17 protein-coding genes, 1 pseudogene and 1 riboswitch are annotated in these 20,334 nt (G+C 60.8%); of the genes and pseudogenes, 7 read left to right on the forward strand and 11 right to left on the reverse strand.

From position 1 onward, the window contains the following. Positions 1-4 precede the first annotated feature (4 nt). The 4 genes from DQ405_RS11495 to nudF form a co-directional block, all read right to left on the reverse strand. Positions 5-622: a YqiA/YcfP family alpha/beta fold hydrolase gene (locus tag DQ405_RS11495; protein WP_168424346.1), complete on the reverse strand. Its 618-nt coding sequence runs from the start codon at positions 620-622 to the stop codon at positions 5-7. 158 nt (positions 623-780) lie between these two features. Continuing rightward, positions 781-1,596 carry a 3',5'-cyclic-AMP phosphodiesterase gene (cpdA, locus tag DQ405_RS11500; RefSeq protein WP_168424347.1) on the reverse strand — a complete coding sequence of 272 codons (816 nt, stop codon included), beginning with the start codon at positions 1,594-1,596 and terminating at the stop codon, positions 781-783. 201 nt (positions 1,597-1,797) lie between these two features. After that, the gene (locus tag DQ405_RS11505) at positions 1,798-2,244 is read right to left on the reverse strand and encodes a DUF1249 domain-containing protein (protein WP_168424348.1); all 447 of its coding nucleotides are present in this window, start codon (positions 2,242-2,244) and stop codon (positions 1,798-1,800) included. Then, positions 2,241-2,858: an ADP-ribose diphosphatase gene (gene nudF, locus DQ405_RS11510; protein ID WP_168424349.1), complete on the reverse strand. Its 618-nt coding sequence runs from the start codon at positions 2,856-2,858 to the stop codon at positions 2,241-2,243. Before nudF ends, DQ405_RS11505 begins: the two co-directional genes overlap by 4 nt. 227 nt (positions 2,859-3,085) lie before the next feature. Between nudF and DQ405_RS11515 the strand changes: the two genes are divergently transcribed. Then, a complete protein-coding gene (locus tag DQ405_RS11515) occupies positions 3,086-3,814 on the forward strand; it encodes a DUF3298 and DUF4163 domain-containing protein (RefSeq protein WP_168424350.1) in 729 nt (242 codons plus the stop codon). Here the strand turns inward: DQ405_RS11515 and cytX are convergent. Then, positions 3,786-5,081, reverse strand: a complete 1,296-nt coding sequence (gene cytX / locus DQ405_RS11520; RefSeq protein WP_168424351.1) for a putative hydroxymethylpyrimidine transporter CytX — start codon at positions 5,079-5,081, stop codon at positions 3,786-3,788. The genes DQ405_RS11515 and cytX overlap by 29 nt on opposite strands. 229 nt (positions 5,082-5,310) lie before the next feature. Further along, entirely contained in the window at positions 5,311-7,191 is a 1,881-nt protein-coding gene (gene thiC, locus DQ405_RS11525) for a phosphomethylpyrimidine synthase ThiC (RefSeq protein WP_446730877.1), read from the reverse strand. Between the two features lie 104 nt (positions 7,192-7,295). Continuing rightward, a riboswitch (TPP riboswitch) is annotated at positions 7,296-7,401 on the reverse strand. A gap of 196 nt (positions 7,402-7,597) precedes the next feature. Here thiC and DQ405_RS11530 point away from each other — a divergent pair. Further along, positions 7,598-9,055: a TolC family outer membrane protein gene (locus tag DQ405_RS11530; protein ID WP_168424352.1), complete on the forward strand. Its 1,458-nt coding sequence runs from the start codon at positions 7,598-7,600 to the stop codon at positions 9,053-9,055. A gap of 147 nt (positions 9,056-9,202) precedes the next feature. Here the strand turns inward: DQ405_RS11530 and waaA are convergent, their stop codons facing one another. Then, complete coding sequence (gene waaA, locus DQ405_RS11535; protein ID WP_168424353.1) at positions 9,203-10,474, reverse strand: lipid IV(A) 3-deoxy-D-manno-octulosonic acid transferase; 1,272 nt, start codon at positions 10,472-10,474, stop codon at positions 9,203-9,205. Positions 10,475-10,620: 146 nt separating this feature from the next. Here waaA and DQ405_RS11540 point away from each other — a divergent pair, with 146 nt between their 5' ends. The 4 genes and pseudogenes from DQ405_RS11540 to DQ405_RS11555 all read left to right on the forward strand — a co-directional run bounded on the left by DQ405_RS11540 (position 10,621) and on the right by DQ405_RS11555 (position 13,940). Beyond that, positions 10,621-10,953, forward strand: a complete 333-nt coding sequence (locus DQ405_RS11540; protein WP_168424354.1) for a DMT family transporter — start codon at positions 10,621-10,623, stop codon at positions 10,951-10,953. Positions 10,954-11,032: 79 nt separating this feature from the next. After that, positions 11,033-12,206 (forward strand): annotated as a pseudogene (locus tag DQ405_RS28545) (NAD(P)/FAD-dependent oxidoreductase). Then, entirely contained in the window at positions 12,203-13,015 is an 813-nt protein-coding gene (locus DQ405_RS11550; RefSeq protein WP_168424355.1) for an aldo/keto reductase, read from the forward strand. The pseudogene DQ405_RS28545 and the gene DQ405_RS11550 overlap by 4 nt, the downstream one beginning before the upstream one ends. Positions 13,016-13,052: 37 nt before the next feature. Then, positions 13,053-13,940 (forward strand): metal ABC transporter ATPase, encoded by an 888-nt coding sequence (locus DQ405_RS11555; RefSeq protein ID WP_168424356.1) that lies wholly within the window; start codon positions 13,053-13,055, stop codon positions 13,938-13,940. 32 nt (positions 13,941-13,972) lie between these two features. Here the strand turns inward: DQ405_RS11555 and hldE are convergent, their stop codons facing one another. The 3 genes from hldE to DQ405_RS11570 all read right to left on the reverse strand — a co-directional run bounded on the left by hldE (position 13,973) and on the right by DQ405_RS11570 (position 18,509). Further along, positions 13,973-15,394: a bifunctional D-glycero-beta-D-manno-heptose-7-phosphate kinase/D-glycero-beta-D-manno-heptose 1-phosphate adenylyltransferase HldE gene (hldE, locus tag DQ405_RS11560; protein ID WP_168424357.1), complete on the reverse strand. Its 1,422-nt coding sequence runs from the start codon at positions 15,392-15,394 to the stop codon at positions 13,973-13,975. A 116-nt stretch (positions 15,395-15,510) separates the two neighbouring features. Then, complete coding sequence (gene msbA, locus DQ405_RS11565; protein ID WP_168424358.1) at positions 15,511-17,328, reverse strand: lipid A export permease/ATP-binding protein MsbA; 1,818 nt, start codon at positions 17,326-17,328, stop codon at positions 15,511-15,513. Further along, entirely contained in the window at positions 17,325-18,509 is a 1,185-nt protein-coding gene (locus tag DQ405_RS11570) for an O-antigen ligase family protein (RefSeq protein WP_168424359.1), read from the reverse strand. The genes msbA and DQ405_RS11570 overlap by 4 nt, the downstream gene beginning before the upstream one ends. 98 nt (positions 18,510-18,607) lie before the next feature. Between DQ405_RS11570 and DQ405_RS11575 the strand changes: the two genes are divergently transcribed. Next, positions 18,608-19,243 (forward strand): toluene tolerance protein, encoded by a 636-nt coding sequence (locus tag DQ405_RS11575; protein ID WP_168424360.1) that lies wholly within the window; start codon positions 18,608-18,610, stop codon positions 19,241-19,243. Here DQ405_RS11575 and DQ405_RS11580 read toward each other — a convergent pair. Next, positions 19,189-20,319: a glycosyltransferase gene (locus DQ405_RS11580; protein ID WP_168424361.1), complete on the reverse strand. Its 1,131-nt coding sequence runs from the start codon at positions 20,317-20,319 to the stop codon at positions 19,189-19,191. The genes DQ405_RS11575 and DQ405_RS11580 overlap by 55 nt on opposite strands. Between the last annotated feature and the right edge of the window lie 15 nt (positions 20,320-20,334).

Raw genomic sequence — 20,334 nt, forward strand, 5'->3', positions numbered from 1 at the left:
GTCCTTATAAATCGGAAAAATCGAGTTCAGCAAAGATGGCCGGGTCGAAGCCGGCAAAGGCCAGCAACGCAGGAAGCCGCTCGGCGAAACTCTGGAAGCCATGATCGCCGCCGGCTTGAATGCGCACGGCGCAGCCCTTGTAGAAATCTGCCGCGTGGCGGTAGTCCAGCGTCTCGTCACCGGTTTGCAGCCAGACCTGGTAGCGCTCGGCATCCTGAGGTGATGGGGCTTCCAGTTCGGACAGGGCGACGACGTGATCCTCGGTCAGATCCCAGACCTCACCCGAATAGAGATTGGTCTGCGGCCCGAGATAACCGTCAAAGCGACGATGCGGCGCCACGGCCGGATTGATCAGCAAAGCCTTGAGGCCATGGTGTTCGGCGAGGTGCGTTGCATAGTATCCGCCGAGCGAGCTGCCGACCAGCACGGGACGCCCCAGCTCGGCGATTGCCGCTTCCAGCTGGGCGATGGCCTGCCGCGGATGATGATGCAATGCCGGCACTCGAAGCCTCGCGCCCATGCCGATACGCTCGAGCGCTGCGGTCAGCTGGCTGGCCTTGTGCGAAAGCGGAGAGCTGTTGAGGCCGTGCATGTAAAGAATGGCGGGCTGCGTGCTGATCATGCGGGTTCGCTGAGCTGACAAAAGACAGGAAAGGCTACTAGGCGAGGCGCGCGTGCTGCAAGCTGGAAGCTGGAAGCTGGAAGCTGGAAGCTGGAAGCTGGCCAGTGTGTGGCTGGCCAGCACCAATGTTCTTTTGCTTCGGGCTGGGCGTGGAGCTATCAATACCCTTTGACGCTGTAGTCGACCTCGAAATCGATGCCAACCACTCGCGAGACACCGGTCTCAAGTGCTCCGTCGGCATACAGGCGCAGCCAGCGGTAGCCCGGCGCACGTGTATCAACCTGAAAATCCTCGCTGCCAGGCGTGAACTGCACGCCGGTCGACGGAGTGGCCAACAATCGAACACCGCTGCGCCAGTCGTCGAACTCCTGATGAATGTGTCCCCAGACCAACGCTTTAACGCAGCTGAAGCGATCGAGGACCTCGAACAGCGCTTCGCGATTATGCAGCCCGATACTGTCCATCCAGCGACTGCCGATCATGACCGGATGATGATGCAGACAGACCAGATGGGGCCGTTCCGGAGCCTGTAACAGGGTTTTCTCCAATAGCTCCAACTGATCGTCACGAAGCATGCCGAAGACCGAGCCGGGAACCAGCGTATCCAGCATCACCACGCGCCAGGTGCCGATTTCGAGAACGGGAGCCATCAACTGGCTCTCACCAGCCGCCTGCCGCATTGCATCCAGTTCGTCGTGATTACCGGGGCACCAGCGCACGGGCGCTTCGATGCGCTCGGAGAGCTGTCTGAACCGTTCATAAGAAGCGACCGAGCCGTCCTGAGACAAATCCCCGGTGGCCAACATCAGGTCCACGCGAGGTTGCTCGTCAAGGATCAGATCGACTACCCGCTGCAGGCTTTCAGCCGTATCCATGCCCAGCAGCTTGCCACCCGTCTCGGCAAACAGATGGCTGTCGGTGAGCTGCACGAGCAGTACCGAATCCTTTTCAGCAGTGGGGGGCGCAGCAGCCAAGACCCGTCTCCTTTGGCGAAATTGCGGAGGAATTATGGTGGCTCGGAGATGCAGGGGTAAACCACGCGATGCGGGCATGCATCACAGATCGGGCTGCACGCGCTTCAGTACCGGGCTGGCGACGAACGGTTGTCAAATATTCGTGCTTCTGCTTTTTCTGCGTCCAGATGTAGCTTGTGGCTTTCAGCTGAAGCGCCGCAATCAAAGCACCGGCTCGAGCTCATGACCACAGGCCAGACAATGACCGAGCCATTCGCCGAGGAACAGGTTGAGCTGATTTTTCTCGTCAGGCTGGTGCATCTGCGCGTTGGGATAGCTATAGATGCCGCGGAAACGCCGGGCATGCTCGGCACTGATCACTTCAGCCATACGTGCATCGTGATAGACCCGCACATCCATCTGCGGCACTGGCAGCCAAGGCAGGCAGTCCTGCTGACTGATCTGCACGGTGGTGGTATAGGGGCAGCTCTCCACGACTTTCAGTACGAGCACGCCCAACAGCCGGTCACCCTGGCTCATCGCAATCCGGCGTGTATCGGGCTGGCTACGCATGTCGGGCAGCAGACGCATCAGCCGCATGTAATTCGCTTCGCACGCCGCCTGCAGTTCCAGCAGGTCGACGCGGTACCGTTCGCGCGTCTGCCTCATGTCCATGCCCCCCTGATCTCGTCGCGATTCAAAGCCAGCCACTGCAGCGCGATGATGCTTGCGGCGTTGTCGATGCCGCCATCGCGCACGGCCTGCAACGCCCGCTGCACCGACCAGACATGTACACGGATATCCTCACCCTCTTCATCCAGGCCAAACACGCCGCCCGCATTGGAGCTGTCGCAATGCCCGACATAAAGGTGCACGCGCTCAGTGCTGCCACCCGGCGATGGGAAGTAGGTGGTCACCGGCCACAGCTCGGCCACTTCCAGCCCGGCTTCCTCGATCGCTTCGCGACGTGCTACTTCCTCGGGCTGCTCGTTCTTGTCGATCAGACCCGCCACCAGCTCGATCAGCCAAGGATTATCGACCTTGCCTATCGCACCGACCCGGAACTGTTCAATCAGCACGACCTCATCGCGGCGAGGGTCGTAGGGCAACACGCAGACCGCATCGTGACGAACGAACAGCTCGCGCTCCAACTGCCGACCCATGCCGCCGCTGAACAGGCGATGCCGCAGCTGCAGGCGATCCAGGCGATAGAAGCCGCTGAAGCATTGCTCTCGCTCAATGATCTCGACATCATCCGGGCCGGATTTGAATGTATCAGTCATGTATCACTCACATATCGGTTTGTCCGCGCCAGCCTGGCGGGGAAAGGCTGCAACCGTCACGGCGTGAGCGGTCTCTCAGGTGTCATCCTAGCGCGCCGTTTATTCAGGCGCAGCCCTTTGCAGACCACTCGCATCGGTAAAAATTACCGGGCGCCCGCTTACGAACTTCGCTCACCGAAGGCACTCGAAACCGCACCGCAGTCACCACAAGAGCCATGAAATCATTGATGCCCTTTCGCCAAGCCCTCCCACTGATCGCGCTCAGCCTGCTACTCAGCGCCTGCCAGCACTTTCGCAGCGAATCACCTGTCGAGGTTCGGCAGGCCATCAGCGAGCAGCGCCCTGCCGGTTGCTCCGAGCAGGACGACAACTGCCCGCTGGTCAACATCGATACCCATCTGTTCGTCGATGAGCCTGCGCTGAACGCCCTGATCGACGAGCGGTTGCGCAAGATGACCGTGAACAACCCTGACGCCGAGTTGCCGGCGACGCTGGAGGGCTACCAGCGCGACTTTCTGCGCGACGCCGAGCGGGGCTGGAGCAGCTACCTACAGGCCAAGCTGCGCGAGCAACATGATTCGCTGCTGGTCATCGAGTTGTCGAGTTATCTCTATACCGGCGGCGCCCACGGCATGCCGGGTCGCGGCTTCATCAACTATGACCGTGAACAGGACCGCGAGCTGGGGCTCGCCGACATCCTCGTCCCGGGCAAGGAAGGCGCCTTCTGGCGCGCCGCCGCACAGGCGCATCAGCGCTGGCTGTTGGCCAACCAGCATGACGCCGAATTCGCTCGGCAGTGGCCCTTCCAGCGGACCTCCAATATCGCGCTGCTACGCGACAAAGTGCTGCTCAAATATGACGTCTACAGCATCGCGCCCTATTCGAGCGGCCATCCAGAGCTGGAGATCCCCTACGAAGCGCTCGAAGCTATTGTGAAACCGGCGTACCTGCCGTAGCGCGACCAAAGCGGCTCAGCAACAGCAGCAGGCCACCAGACAGAAACAGTGCCGGCAGGCTGGCGCCGATCTCCGGCCAGACGCGCGCCAGCACGTGGTAGGTAACCGCACCGCACCCCCAAGCCAGCAGCGTCTCCCAGCGCAAGGTCTGGTGCGGCGCCGGCAGCAGACCACGGCGACGGAGCAGATAGTGATCAACCAGCACCACTCCGAACAACGGAGCGAACACCGAGCCGATCAGCAGCAGGAAGCTCTGGTACTCGGCCAACGGCGCAAACCAGGCGATCAGCGTGCAGAGTGCACCGATGACCAGCGCCAGCTGTTCGACCCGAACGGGTAGCAGCACACCTACCGACACCGCCGCCGAATGGATGTCAGCGAAGGCGTTCTCCGATTCGTCGAGCAGGATCAGTAGCAACGGAATACCCAGTCCCGCACCAGCCAGCGCCAGGAGCAATGCGTTGACTTCGCCACTGTCGGCGAACGCCAGGGTATAAGCCACTCCCAGTCCCATCAGCCAGACGTTACCGACGAAGAAGCCAAGCACCGTGCCGCCGAACACGCGACCCGCGGACCTGCCGAAGCGCGAATAGTCAGCAATCAGCGGCAACCACGACAAGGGCATCGCAATGGCGATATCGAAGCCCAGCGCGAAAGGCAAAGAACCGTCGCCCCGCCGCGCCCAGAGCACATCAAGATCGGCTTTGTCGAACAGGTTCCAGGTCAGCCAGGTACAGGCGCCAAGCAACAGCCAGATACCCCACTTGCGTAGAATCCGTCGCACGAAGGTCAGCGGGCCCGTGACCGCCAGCAGCGTCGCCAGCATCCCGAAGAACAGCGTCCAGAGCGCGGGACTGATCAGCCAGCTCTGCTCGCCGAACGCACGGGCCGCGAGCAGGCTCGCCGCGTCGCGCATGACGATTATTTCGAACGCGCCCCAACCCACCAGCTGCGCCAGATTGAGCAGGGCCGGCAGTACCGCGCCGCGATCGCCGAGGGTGCGCTTCAGATTGGCTATAGACGACAGTCCGGTATCGCTGCCGATCACCGCGACCGCACCGAGCAGCAAGACGCCAACGGCGGTGCCGCAAACGATCGCCAGCAAGGCGCTGCTCATGCCCAGCCCCGGCGCCAGCAAGGCGCCCAGCTGTAGCACCATCAGACCGATACCCAGCGAAAACCACAGGGAAAACATATCGCGCCCGCCGAACACACGGTGTTTATAGGCGACGCGTTGATTAGGGGAATAACGGCCGGGCGTGTTCACGGATGGAATTCTCAAAAATCGTTGAATGGCCCGACGGGTAGTTCACCCAGCCAGACAAGCGATAAAAATCATTGCCGCGTAGGAGCGAGCTTGCTCGCGAAGCCTGATTGCGAGGAACGCTCAAGTCTGTTCGCGAGCAAGCTCGCTCCTACAACAAGCATGTCGCGGCACACCGACGTGCCAGAGTCGGCTTTTCGCCAGCCTCTGGCTTTCAGCGCTCTTTACGTTTTCAAACCTGCTTGTAGATCACCGAGCCTTCGTCCTTGAAGCGCGAGGATTGCTCCTTGAAGCCCGCTTCGATGGCCTTCTGCTCGTCGGTCAGCCCGTTCTGCGCGGCGTACTCACGGACCTCCTGGGTGATCTTCATCGAGCAGAATTTCGGCCCGCACATGGAGCAGAAATGTGCCACCTTGGCCGAGTCCTTGGGCAGCGTCTCGTCGTGGTAGCTGCGGGCGGTATCCGGGTCCAGGCCGAGGTTGAACTGATCTTCCCAGCGGAACTCGAAACGCGCCTTGGACAGGGCGTTATCGCGAATCTGCGCGCCCGGATGGCCCTTTGCCAGGTCGGCGGCATGCGCGGCGATCTTGTAGGTGATGATCCCGGTCTTGACGTCATCCTTGTTCGGCAACCCCAAGTGCTCCTTGGGCGTGACGTAGCAGAGCATGGCGCAACCGAACCAGCCGATCATCGCCGCGCCGATGCCGCTGGTGATGTGGTCGTAGCCCGGCGCGATATCGGTGGTCAGCGGGCCGAGGGTGTAGAACGGCGCCTCGTCGCAGCATTCCAGCTGCTTGTCCATGTTCTCTTTGATCAGCTGCATCGGCACGTGGCCAGGGCCTTCGATCATGCACTGAACGTCGTGCTTCCAGGCGATCTTGGTCAGCTCGCCGAGGGTTTCCAGCTCGCCGAACTGCGCGGCATCGTTGGCATCGGCGATCGAGCCCGGACGCAGGCCATCGCCCAGCGAGAAGCTGACGTCGTAGGCCTTCATGATTTCGCAGATTTCCTCGAAATGGGTATAGAGGAAATTCTCCTGGTGATGGGCCAGGCACCACTTGGCCATGATCGAACCGCCACGCGAGACGATACCGGTGACGCGCTTGGCGGTCAGCGGAACATAACGCAGCAGCACGCCGGCATGGATGGTGAAGTAGTCCACGCCTTGCTCAGCCTGCTCGATCAGCGTGTCGCGGAACAGCTCCCAAGTCAGGTCTTCGGCCACGCCATTGACCTTTTCCAGTGCCTGATAGATCGGCACGGTGCCGATCGGTACTGGCGAGTTGCGGATGATCCACTCTCGGGTTTCATGGATGTGCTTGCCGGTGGACAGGTCCATTACGGTGTCCGAGCCCCAGCGAATGCCCCAGGTCAGCTTGGCGACTTCTTCCTCGATGGACGAGCCCAGCGCCGAGTTGCCGATATTGCCGTTGATCTTCACCAGGAAATTGCGGCCGATGATCATCGGCTCCAGCTCGGTGTGGTTGATGTTAGCAGGGATGATGGCCCGGCCGCGGGCCACTTCGGCACGCACGAATTCGGCGGTGATTTCCTTCGGAATCGAGGCGCCGAAGCTCTGCCCAGCGTGCTGCTCGGTAAGCAGACCGGCGGCGCGCGCTTCCTGCAGCTTCATGTTTTCGCGGATGGCGACGAATTCCATCTCGGGCGTGATGATGCCCTGACGTGCATAGTGCATCTGGCTGACATTCTTGCCTGGCTTGGCGCGGCGCGGGTTGCGCACGTGGGCGAAGCGCATCTTGGTCAGCTCGGCATCGGTCAGCCGCTGCTGACCGAACTGAGAGGTCAGCCCATCGAGCAGTTCGGTGTCGCCGCGGTCGTCGATCCAAGCCGAACGTACATCCGCCAGGCCTTTACGCACATCGATGGTCACGCTCGGATCGGTGTAGGGACCGGAGGTGTCGTAGACCAGCACCGGCGCGTTGATTTCGCCACCGAAGTCGGTCGGGGTCACGTCAAGACTGATTTCGCGCATCGGCACGCGAATGTCCGGGCGCGAGCCCTGCACGTAGATTTTCTGCGAACGCGGGAAAGGCTGGATCGATTGTTGATCGACCTTCGCCGAGTCACTCAGGTTTTGTTGTTCTGCACGCATCAGATTGGCTCCTCGATAGCTGTCGGAGCGAACCTGAAAAACACGGCGGGTGAAGGGCATCGGGGCGCGCCGGGACTGGCGCCGAGAGTACTCGTCGGAGCGGCTGACGAGCACATCTTGTTCCCTACGCAGGCCTTAACCTGATCAGGTTCAACGGGATCCGGATTATCCGATCTCAGCCTTTCACTCAAGGCACCCCGACAAGAACGGGACCGAGTCTAATCAAGTGTTCAGGGGAAAGCCACGCCGAACCGCAAATGGCGCGACCGCCGGGTCATTTTTGCTACGACTGACTGAGCTGCCGGAGCCTGCGCGACAAGCGCCGAGACGGCACCGCCACGCCGCTTGACCGGTCGCGTGACGGCGCATAGCCTTGCCCATCACTCCGCTTCAGGGAAAGACGCACATGCTGCGCAGACTCACGCTGGCATTCGCCGTGACCGTCGCCTCCTCGGGGCTGGCATGGGCCGAAACTGCACCCGCCCTCTCCAGCCGCACCGACCTCGTGAGCGTGTATCGTCAGGCCGTCGAGAACAACGCCGACCTTGCGGCGGCGCGCGCCCAGTACAAGGCTATCCAGGAAGTTGTACCTCAGGCGCGTGCCGGCCTGCTGCCGAATCTCACCGCTGGTGCGGAGATGAGCAATACCCGCACCGAGCTCGACACCGACGCCGGTTCCCGCTCGCTGTCACGTACCGGTACCGTCTATCAGGCGACGCTGAGCCAGCCGATCTTTCGCGCCGAGCGCTGGTTCCAGTTGCAGGCGGCCGAAGCCATCAGCGAGCAGGCGGCGCTTGAGTATTCCATCGCCGAGCAGGATCTGATCCGCCTGACCGCTCAGGCGTACTTCGCGGTGCTACGTGCACAAGACAACCTCGCCGCCACGAAGGCTGAGGAATCCGCATTCAAGCGGCAACTCGATCAGGCCGACGAGCGCTTCGAAGTAGGCCTTTCCGATCGCACCGATGTGCTCGAAGCCCAGGCTGGCTTCGATACCGCCCGCGCCAATCGGATGATCGCCCAGCGCCAGGTCGACGATGCCTTCCAGGCACTGTTCACCCTCACCAATCGCGAGTACCTGGCGCTCGAAGGCATCGAGCACAGCCTGCCGGTGCTACCACCAGTCCCGAACGACGCCAGCGCCTGGGTCAATACCGCTGCCCAACAAAACCTCGATCTGCTGGCCAGCACCCAAGCAGTCACCGCCGCCGAGGAAACCCTGCGCCAGCGCCGTGCCGGCCATGCACCGACGCTCGATGCCGTCGCGCGTTACAGCAAGGGCGACAACGACAGCCTGGGCTTCTCCAATACCGGCTCAACCGATATTCCGGGGTTCGATCTGCCGCGTTACAACGGCGACGTCGAGCAAAGCAGCATTGGCCTGCAGCTGAACATTCCGCTGTACAGCGGTGGCCTGACCACGTCACAGAGCCGCGAAGCTTTTCATCAACTCACCCAGACCGAGCAGCAACGCGAGAGCCTGCGCCGGCAGGTAGTCGAATCCACCCGCAACCTGCACCGCGCGGTCAATACGGATGTCGAGCAGGTGCAGGCACGCCTGCAATCGATCATCTCCAACCAGAGCGCGCTGGAGGCCACTGACATCGGTTATCAGGTGGGGACGCGGAATATTGTCGACGTACTCGACGCCCAGCGCCGGCTGTTCGCCGCAGTCCGCGACTACAACAACGCCCGCTACGACTACATTCTCGACAGCCTGCGCCTGAAGCAGGCGGCCGGCACGCTCAACCCGGGCGACCTGGAGGACTTGCAGCGCTATTTGAAATCGGATTACGACCCGGACAGCGACTTCCTGCCGCCGGATCTGTCGGAGAGTTTCGGTCGACCCGTGCGCGTGGAGTAGGACAGCGGCGGGGTTCGCTCGCCTGAGGTCTGATCTGACCGAGGACTTGGCTTGGGCGAAACAACCCGCTCTGCGGCGCGCGCTGCTCGCCCTTCCGGCGTGAGAATGGATTAAGTGAAAGCCCACCGATAGCAAGCGGGCTGCGACTCAGCCATTGAGCAGCCGGGCCAATCCCTCCAATAGCCGGCCCAGTGCGCCCTGATTGTTCTTTAACACACGATATCCCGCGGATCGAGCCTGCTCGGTACTCGCCGGATCTGTCCAGAACACCTCGATTCCCGCCGCCAGCTCAGGCGCGCTGCCGACCTCCTTCAGCGCGCCGGCATCTCGCAGTTGCGCGGCGATGTCTAGGAAGTTGAACAAATGCGGACCGGTCAGCACCGGCTTGCCGAGGGCAGCGGGTTCCAGCAGATTGTGGCCGCCAGTGGGTACCAGGCTGCCGCCGACAAAGGCTACGTCCGCCAGCGCAAAGAGAAACAGCAACTCGCCCATGGTGTCGCCAAGCAGCACCTGTGTTCCCGCCAGGGGCGGCTCGCCGAGCGAGCGGCGGACGGTGGTAAAGCCCTGCTTTCTGCACAACTCGAACACCGAGCCAAAGCGCTCCGGATGCCGTGGCACCAGGATCAATAAGGCGTCGGGATGTGCGACGAGCAACTGCCGGTGGGCGGCCAACAGAATTTCGTCTTCGCCGGTATGGGTGCTGGCGCCGATCCAAACAGGACGGGCGGTAGCGCTCCATTCTTGCCGGAGGGCTTCCGCCTGCCTCGACAAAGTCGGATCAATACTGAGATCGAACTTGATCGAACCAGTCACCTGCACGGCAGCGTCGCGCGCACCGAGCTGGCGGAAACGTGCGGCCTCGGCCTCGGTCTGTGCAGCGATCAGGTTCAGCTCGGCGAGCATCGGGCCGGTCAACCGGGCGAAGCGCGCATAGCCGCGGGCCGAGCGTTCTGACAACCGCGCATTGGCTAGCGCCACGGGAATACCGCGACGGGCGCATTGATGGATGTGGTTCGGCCATAACTCCGTTTCCATTACCACCGCCAGCTTCGGCTGCAGCCTTTGCAGGAAACGCGAAACTGCCCAGGGCAGGTCATAAGGCAGGTAGCAATGCTGCACCGTATCGCCAAACAGCGCCCTGATCCGCTCGGAGCCCGTCGGGGTCATGCAGGTCACGGTAATCGGCAACTGGGGGTAGCGCGCCCTGAGCGCACCGACCATCGGCGCGGCGGCGATGCTCTCCCCCACCGAGACCGCGTGGACCCAAATCCCCCCCGGCTGAAATTCGGGCAGCCCAACGGCAAAACGCTCGCCAATGCGCTTCGAATAGGCAGGCGCACGCCGGGCGCGCCAGAGCAGGCGAACCATCACGACGGGCAAGGCGAGATGGAACAACAAGGTATAAAGGGTACGATTCATGGGCGCGGAGCTTAGCAAAGGCCTCTGCGAAACGGCCACCACGACGACTGGAAAGGAAAAGCGACAGCGCGCCGAACTTGCCAGCGCTGGCGCAGCCGAATGAACCGCAGCGCGAATCGCTCGCCCTGCATGCCACCGGAGGCCGCATGACAGGCTACATCTACCTTGCTATTGCTATTACCGCCGAAGTGATCGCGACCACCTCGATGAAGGCATTGGATGGATTCAGCCGCCCGCTGCCCCTGCTGTTGGTCGTCGTCGGCTATAGCATTTCGTTCTGGATGCTCAGCCTGGTGGTCAAAACCATTCCGGTCGGGATCGCCTATGCCGTCTGGGCCGGCCTCGGTATCGTCCTGGTGAGCATCGCGGCAGCGCTGATCTATCAGCAGAAGCTCGACCCGCCGGCCATACTCGGCATGGCTCTGATCGTTGCCGGCGTGGTGGTGATCCAGCTGTTTTCCGGTAGTACAGGGCACTGACTTCCCACTATGGGCGGTGACATGAAGCCGACGGGCAAGCGGTTATACTGCGCGCCTGTTTCCACAATGAGGCCCGCCCATGTCCGATTCCCTGAGCACCGACATCCTGATCGTGGGGGGTGGGGTCGCCGGTCTGTGGCTGAACGCGCGCCTGCGCCAGCAAGGCTACTCGACTCTGTTGATCAACAAGGGTGCGCTCGGTGGCGGGCAAAGCGTCAAGTCACAGGGAATCATTCACGGCGGCACCAAGTACGCGTTAAGCGGGGCTCTGACCGGTGCGTCGGAAGCCATCGCCGATATGCCGCGGCGTTGGCGCGAGGCCCTGGCCGGCAACGGGGAACTGGATCTTTCCGGCGTGCGGCTGCTCTCCGATGCGCACTATCTGTGGTCACCCGGCACCCTGGCCGGCAACCTCACCAGCTTTTTTGCCAGCAAGGCCGTGCGCTCGCGAGTCGGCCAGGTCAAGGGCAGCGAGCTGCCGCCCGCGCTGCAGGATGCTCGCTTCAAGGGCAAGGTGTATCGACTCAGCGAATTGGTGCTGGACGTACCCAGCCTGATCCAGCGCCTGGCGGAACTGGCCGGCAGCGGTCTGCTGGCTGCCGACACGGTCGAGCCGCTGCGCGAGAATCATGAATTGACGGGGCTGATCGTCGATGGTCGCGTGATACGCGCGCAGCGCATCGTCCTGAGCGCGCGCCGGCAATGCGGAGCTGCTGCGCGCACTGGACCTCGCACAGCCAGCCATGCAAAAACGCCCACTGCATATGGTGCTGGTCAAGGCTGCCACGCTGAAGCCACTGTACGCACACTGCCTGGGAGGCGGCTCTAAGCCGCGGATCACAGTGACTAGCCACCCGGCGGCCGATGGCGAATGGATCTGGTACCTGGGAGGGGACTTGGCGGAGGCCGACGGTGTAGCACGCGATGAAGCGGCGCAGATCGCTGCGGCGAAGAAGGAGCTGGCCGAACTCGTGCCCTGGATCGACCTCTCATCAGCCCAATGGGCCACGCTTCGCATCGATCGCGCCGAACCGGCCCAGTCGGCCCAGTCCAGGCCGGACAGTGCCTTTCTTGCGGAACAAGGTCGGCTGCTGGTGGGCTGGCCGACCAAACTGGCGCTGTCACCGGATTTCGCTGACCGCGTTCAGGCTGCCCTGATCCGCGACGGCATCCACCCGCAGCAATACTCTCCGCTGCCAGCACTGCCGCGCCCGGCCGTCACCGGGCCTTTCTGGGAGGGGCTATTGTCATGAGCGAAACGTTACACGACCTGCACCGTCCGCTCGGCAGCACCGGCCTGATGGTTTCGCCACTGGGGCTCGGCACCGTCAAGCTGGGCCGCGATCAAGGCGTCAAGTATCCCAATGGTTTTCGCATTCCGGACGATGCGCAGGCGCGGCAGTTGATCGGGCTGGCCCAGGACCTTGGCATCAACCTGATCGACACCGCCCCGGCCTATGGCATCAGCGAGCAGCGCCTGGGCCCGCTGCTGCAGGGCCAACGCAATCAGTGGGTCATCGTCAGCAAGGTCGGCGAAGAATTCACCGACGGCCAATCGCATTTCGACTTCTCCCCGGAGCATACTCGGCGCTCTGTGGAGCGCAGCCTCAAGCGCCTGCAGACCGACCGAATCGACCTGGTGCTGGTGCATTCGGATGGACGGGACGTGGATATTCTGCGAAACAGCGGCGTGTACGAGACGCTTGCTGAACTCAAGCGCGAGGGCAAGATCCTCGGCTACGGACTGTCCGGCAAAACCGTCGAAGGCGGCTTGCTTGCGCTCGATCAGGGCGACTGCGCCATGGTGACCTACAATCTCAATGAACAGGCCGAACGCCCGGTACTCGACTACGCTGTATCCCACACCAAGGGCATCCTGATAAAAAAAGCCCTGGCCAGCGGTCATGCCTGCTTGAAGCCAGGCGAAGACCCGGTGCGAGCCAGCTTCGAGCTGCTGTTCGCTCATCCGGGAGTCAGCGCCGCCATTGTCGGCACCATCAACCCGCAACACCTGTCAGATAACGTGGATATCGCTGCAGCCGTTTTGTCCCAACAACAATAACGACGGCCCTACGGCCGCCCGATGCCAGGAGGAGCCGATGCCGCGCGTGTTGATCCGCAAGAATCCCACCGCCTTCAAGACCCTGCCGCTGCTTGTCGAAGCCAGCGCAGATGGCTTGCGCTACCAGAGCCTAGGCCGCCCGCTAAACTTCGGCGAGATGCTCGAGCGACGGCGGCCAGTTGCGGTCGACAATCCGTCCCGCTTCAGCCTTGAACTGGCCAACCTCGGTGTTTCAGTGCGCCTGACGCTCCGCTGGCAAGGCCAGGACTACTGGGTACTGGTGCGTCAGCAACGTCTGGATCGCGGCGATGTCGTGCTGAAGCTGATCTCCGGTTATGTACCGGCACATGAACTCAGCCTGCCGCTGCTGACGGCCATCCAGGAAGTTGCCGAGGAATGTTTACTGGAAACCCCGGAAGGCTGGCTCGCTGGACGCTTCGGTGATATCTGGCTACCGGCGCCCTATCAAGGCAGCCTGCGCTACCGCGAAGCCGTGCATTTCAATCTGGCTTCGCTGTCCGGATCGGCCCGGCCGGTCCAATGCGGACAAATGACTCTCATGGAGCGGCCGAGGGCCTACGTGCACCTCCCCACCGCATCGCTGCAGCTGGTTTACGACATGCGCCTGGAGCTGCCAAAGGAGACCCGGGAGCTGAGCCTATTCCACGTCGACGAGCGCCTCGAAGACGGCAAGCTCGTGGCGCAGCTGGATCGCAGCCGTCCCGATCTGTACCTGATTCCGCTGCAACAAGGGCGTCCCACCGCCTCGCTGCTAACCCTGCGCAAGGGCCAGCCGGTGCCCGCCAGCACGCGCGGGTTATGGCTGTCGGAGAGCTTTGCGCCGCAGCATGAGTGGGTCGTGCGGGACGAACGCATCCGCTGGCGCGATTGGATCGACACGACCACCGCTGCCGCTTGCCATTAGCGGCAGAATCGTCCCATCGTGCCCGGTACGCTTTAGCGGCTGCGTATCTTCTCGACTATCGCGGTAGTGGAGCTGTTTTCAACCAGCCCTAGCACCTTCACCACGCCACCGTAGGCCGCGACCAGATCCGCACCTACAACCTGATCGACTCCATAGTCGCCGCCCTTGACCAAAACGTCCGGTTTCACCTGCGCCAGCAGGTTTTCCGGCGTATCTTCGGGGAAGCAGACCACCCAATCCACCGCGCCGAGACCGGCTAGAACGGCCATCCGCCGATCGACCGAGTTGATCGGTCGCCCCGGCCCTTTCAGACGGCTCACCGAGCCATCATCGTTAACCGCGACGATCAGCCGATCGCCCTGCGCGCGGGCCTGCTCCAGATAGGTCACGTGACCGGCATGCAGAATGTCGAAACAGCCATTGGTGAAGACGATCTGCTCACCCTCGGCTCGGGCATCCTCGATGGCAGTGAGCAGCTGTTCAAGTGTCATCACACCGCGCTCGGAGCCCTCCTCGCGCTGAACGGCACGACGCAGCTCAGGCGCACTGATGCAGGCCGTCCCCAGCTTGCCGACGACGATACCGGCCGCCAGATTGGCCAACGCAACGGCCTGCGGCAACTCTTCGCCGGCGGCGATCGCAGCGGCCAGTGTCGAGATGACGGTGTCGCCGGCACCGGTGACGTCAAACACTTCACGGGCCCGCGCCGGCAGGTGCAACGGAGAATGCTCCGGTCGCAAAAGGGTCATGCCGTGCTCGCCACGTGTGACCAGCAGAGCCCCCAGTTCGAGGCTGTGCATCAGCTCGGCGCCCTTGGCCACCAGCTCGGCTTCGTCTGCGCAATGACCAACGATGGCTTCGAACTCACCAAGATTCGGCGTGATCACCGACGCACCTCGGTAAATCTCAAAATTCTTGCCCTTGGGGTCGGCCAGTACCGGAATGCCGCGCTTGCGAGCAGCCTGGATCAAAGCCTGGTGATTACGCAACGCACCCTTGCCGTAATCGGAGAGGATCACCACCTTGATGCCATCCAGCAACTCCTCGACTTGCGCCAGCAGCGCAACGGGATCCGTATCGAAGGGCTCCTCGAAATCCATCCGCAACAGTTGCTGATGACGACTCATGACGCGAAGTTTGATGATCGTCGGCTGATGCTCGATGGATTGGAAATGCGCGCCTACCCCGGCGGCGGCCAGGCTGTCCGTCAGACTTTGCCGCGCCTCATCTACACCGGTCACACCCACTAATGCTGCCGGCGCACCAAGTGCCGCAATGTTCAGCGCGACGTTCGCCGCACCACCCGGCCGATCCTCCACCTGCTCGACCTTCACCACCGGCACCGGCGCCTCCGGCGATATCCGCGAGGTACCGCCATGCCAGTATCGATCGAGCATGACATCACCAACCACCAGAACGGCGGCTTGGTCGAATCGGGGCATGGACAGCTTCATGGGGGCTCCGGAGCAAAAAAAGCGGAGGATCATAACATGACGAACCGCCCAAGCCGGCGCAGCTACTCTAAGGAGACGGGCATTGAAGACCGGCGGCGCATGGCAGACAGCGCCACTTACTCCGGCTCGTCGCTCTTGAACTGTGTCTCGTGCAATCGGGCGTAAGCGCCGTTGGTCAAGAGCAGTTGCGCATGGGTACCACGCTCGACGATGCGACCTTGCTCCATCACCAAGATCAAATCCGCCTTCTCGATCGTGCTCAACCGATGGGCAATGACCAGCGTCGTACGCCCCGTCATTGCATGATCCAGCGCACCCTGGATGTGCCGCTCGGACTCGGTGTCCAGCGCCGACGTAGCCTCGTCAAGAATAAGAACCGGCGCGTTCTTCAGCAGCGCGCGGGCAATGGCCAGGCGTTGGCGCTGACCACCTGAAAGCAGCACGCCATTCTCACCAACATGGGTGTCGTAGCCCTGAGGCATCTGCCGAATGAACTCATCGGCGTAGGCATCGCGGGCCGCGCGCTGGATATCCTCAAGCGGTGCGCCCGCCAAATCGCCATAAGCGATATTGTTGGCGACTGTGTCATTGAACAGCGTGACCTGTTGCGTAACCAAAGCGATGTGCCGACGCAAATTACGCAGGGTGTAATCCTCGATCTCCATACCATCTAGCAGGATCTGCCCACGAGTGTGATGATAAAAACGAGGTATGAGGTTGGCCAGAGTCGACTTGCCGCTCCCAGAACGTCCAACCAGCGCCACCATCTGCCCCGGTTCGACACTGAAACTGACGTCGTGCAACACCTGCTTATCCGTCCCTGGATAAACGAAGCTCAAATCGCTGACCTCCAGCTTCCCGGTAACTTTCTCGCGCTCGAACGTACCACTGTCTGCTTCGGGCGACTCATCAAGCTGCTCGAAGATACTTTCAGCTCCAGAAACGCCTTTCTGGATAGTGGAACTCACCTCGGAAAGTTGCCGGATCGGTTTGGGCAGCAAACCGGCAAGCGTAATGTAGGCGACCAGATCACCCGCCGAGGCGTCTCCGCGCATGTACAGTACCAGAAACATCAACACCGCCATCGCGCTGTAAATCACCAACTGCAACGTAGGGGTATAGACCGCATTGGTCTTGACCATGCGCAGCTGCTTGCCGGTGTTGTCGGTACTGGCATCAAAAAAGCGATTTTGCTCATACGATTCGCCACCGAAGCTACGCACCACCCGGTAACCTTGAATCGTCTCGGATGCCACATGGGTGACGTCACCCATCGCGACCTGAATCTTCTTGCTCTGTTTGCGAAACTTCTTGCTGGCACTGGACACCATTACGCCGATGACCGGGAGAATCACCACCATCACCAGCGTCAGCTTCCAGTTCATCCACAACAGCGTGGCGAACAGAAAGATCACGGTCATGCCCTCTCGCACCACTACCTTTATCGCGTCCGTCGCTGCGCCGGTCACCATGGTCACGTTATAGGTAATACGCGAAATCAGATGACCGGAGTTGTGATTGTCGAAATAAGGGTTTGGCAACACGAGCAGGTTGTTGAACAAGGCCACGCGCAGGTCGTGCACCAACCCCAGCGATACTCTGGCGAGAAAGTAATTGCCGAGAAAAGAGCCAATACCCTGCATCACCGCAATCAGCACGATCAGTAGCGGTACAGCCTGCAGCAGCTTGAGATCGGCCAGCGACTTCAGTTCGCTCAGGTGCGGTACCTGGGCAAAAAAGCTTGCATCGGGATTATTCAGCCCATCGACAAAGAACTTGAGGATATAGCCGAGCATCGGCTGGGTGGAGGCAAAAAGCAGAAAGCCCAGCAGGCTGACAGCGAACAATTTCCAGTAGGGGATCACATAGCGCAGCAAGCGCAAGTAAATGCTAAGACCGGATGCCGTGTCAGCGTTCAGGGATGAGCCACTCATAGAGGACTGCACTCGCGCGTTGAAGGGCGGGAATGGTAACACTTCGAGGTAGCTCGCACGCCGATTAGCCCCAGCGCCAACCCCACCGGCAACCAGGTCAAGAACCATTCGGGTCGAGGGGAGTTCCAAAGACTCGCGCCGTCGAAAAGCAGTGCCATGGTACAGAACACCCATAGACCGATCAGCATGTTGCCTAGAGTCGTAGCGCGCTCGCGCACTGCTATGACGAAGCTGCGACCCCAAATCACTAGCCAGAGGATGAGGCCAGGCAGGCCCAGTTCCAAGGCCACGTGGATGAACAGGTTATGCGTGTGATCAAACAAGCGCCCCAGCGCTTCGACTCGATAATCGCTTCCCAGCCCCAAGCCCAGCCAGGGCTTGTCAGCAATCATCCCAACGCTGGCAGCAAAGATTTCGGGACGGTAGGATGTGCCTCTGGCGACCACATACTGGCCAAATAACCAATAACCGATGATCGCCGCAACTACGAACAGTAAGGCCATGATCAAGCCTGCACGCCCGGCTTGCCAGGTGGGAATCAACAGTACGCTAACCAACAGCGCGATCCACAATCCACGGCTTTGCGTCATCACCGCAAACGTAAACAGCATCAACAGCCCGGCCGCCCAGACAAGACGCAGAACTGTTCGTCTAGGAGGCAAACATGACCACCATATCAACGCCATTCCGACCACATAGCCGCCGATAATTGGATGGTCAAGCAGGCCGAGCCCCACAACCCTCCATTCCCAAGGCATGCCCACAATACCGTAGTGGTAAACAAGTGCTGTTAACGCAGCGAGTGCCAGCCCAAAGCCAGCCCATCGCAGTACAGCAGTCATACGGGAAGGTACGTCCCCCACCAACAGCAGGCCTAGCAAGAAACACACGACATAGAGCAGCCGTTTGGCTTCACGTGCGGGCTCGTCTGCAGCGGTCCATATCACGCTGAGTGCACTCCACACGAGCAAAGCAAACAGGGCTAATACGAGAGGTTTTTCAAGCCGCCAGACGTCAAGGAGAAACTGCCTCCGTGACCAGGACATCCATAAAGCCGGAAGCCAGAACAAAACTATCAAACCTTGCTGGTATAGCTTCGTCGTAGAACTCCAGGTTATTCCAAGCAAAAACCAGAGCAGACCCAAGGTTAACCAGGCCAGCCCCAATCGACGGCAATCCATAAAACTCCTTTTAGAAGACAAGCGAAATGTGCCACTAACGGCGATGTTAGAATACGCGCCCCTTATAACGTTCGTACGCGATCCAGGCCTAGTCATTGATGCACGTAAGCCAATTATGCCAGCGAGACTTGCAACTGCTCACCACTAACGCCGTTGTTCTGGAGGCGGATAGCCTCGGCCCGAAGGTTTTGCGACTCGAGAACGGCCAGTTCTTGAAGTTTTTTCGCCGCAAGAGATGGCTATCCTCTGCTCTCCTGCGGCCCTACTCGCGCCGTTTCGCCGAAAACGCTGAGCGACTGCGAGCACTTGGCATCGCTACGCTGAGAGTTCACACGCTGTACGAATTACCTGACACGTCGCTCAGTGCAGTGCTTTACGCACCCTTGCCAGGCACGTCCTTGACCCAGCTTGCCGTCCGGCCCGAATTCAGCTGGGAGCAAATCCTCCCAAAGCTCATCCTGTTCGTTCGTGGACTACACGAACGGGGTGTCTACTTCCGCTCGCTTCACCTAGGTAACATCGTCCTGACGCCGGAAAACGCGCTGGGCCTGATCGATATTGCGGATATGCGGTTCCTGGGCAAACCACTGCCAAACTACATGGTCAAGCGCAACCTCGCGCATTTCAGTCGATATTTGAAGCGAGAAAAAATGCAGAACGAATTTCCGTTCTCCCAGTTCTACAAGGCTTTGACCGGATCAGAGTCGCCGTCAGATAGCAGTAAGTCTGCGTAGCCTTTACAGAATTGCTTCCAACTGACTTCTGGCGCGAGTTGACGATCCTGCTCGCCTGCAAGCAGTTCGCGATCCGAGTCGATCACTCGCCCAACGGCACCGACCCAGCCGGAGATATCATCCGTTGCTACATAGACGCCGCTGGGGCCAAGCTGCTCGATGAAAACAGGCAGGTCGCTGCAAACAACCGGTACCCGGGCCAGTACAGCCTCCTGCAGTACCAGACCCAACCCCTCGTTGTGCGATGGAATCAGCATTACGTCAAAGGCTCGGTAAAGCCGTGCAGCGTCGTCACGATACCCCGCCAAGGTTACCTTTGATTCTAGCCCTAAGCTCCGGATACGCTTTTCCAGCTCAGACCGTTGCGCACCTTCGCCTACGATGACGAGATGTAGATCGTCCCGGCTTCGTGACAGCCTAATCATAACGTCGAGTATCGCCAGATAGCCTTTGCCTTCAACCAGGCGCCCTACCGCTCCTAGAAGCAGACAGTCCCTATCGACACCCAGCCTTGCCCTGGCTTCGTGACCAGGGATAAGCGATTGTCTGAATGAGTGTGGGTTGGTTGCTGTTCTCGCTGCGGTTACTGGCATGCCCAGCTTAAAGCGTAGCGACTCGGCAAGGGCTTCGGATACTGCGATCAATTTCAAGCGATGCGCTGGCAAAGCGCTGAGCAGGCTTTTATCCTTTTCTCGAAGACGGCCCTCACCATGAAAGACCACAATCACCTGGGGCTCAGCGGCATGCGACCCTACGACTACCGGCACAATCAGCCGCGCCACGCCAATACCATCAAGCAGCATCGCCTTGGGCTTAACACGACCTATTTCACGAGCGAGACGCCGTTGCAGCCTCCACTGCAATAACCTCCAAACGCCTTTGCCTTTCAGCGCTCTCGTGCTTGTCTGCCAATACAACGGCCTTCCGCTCGCTTGAGCCGCCGCATCCTCCTGGCCCTGCAAAACCCAGGTGTGTATATCGCCCCGGTTAGCTGCCAGTGACAGAATCTGGTCGTGCACCTTGTGGATCGACGCATAAGCCTTGCCCGAGGACCAGACAATACTGATTGTGCTCATTTTTGCCGTCTCCAG

Source organism: Pseudomonas sp. SST3 (genome assembly GCF_003325755.1).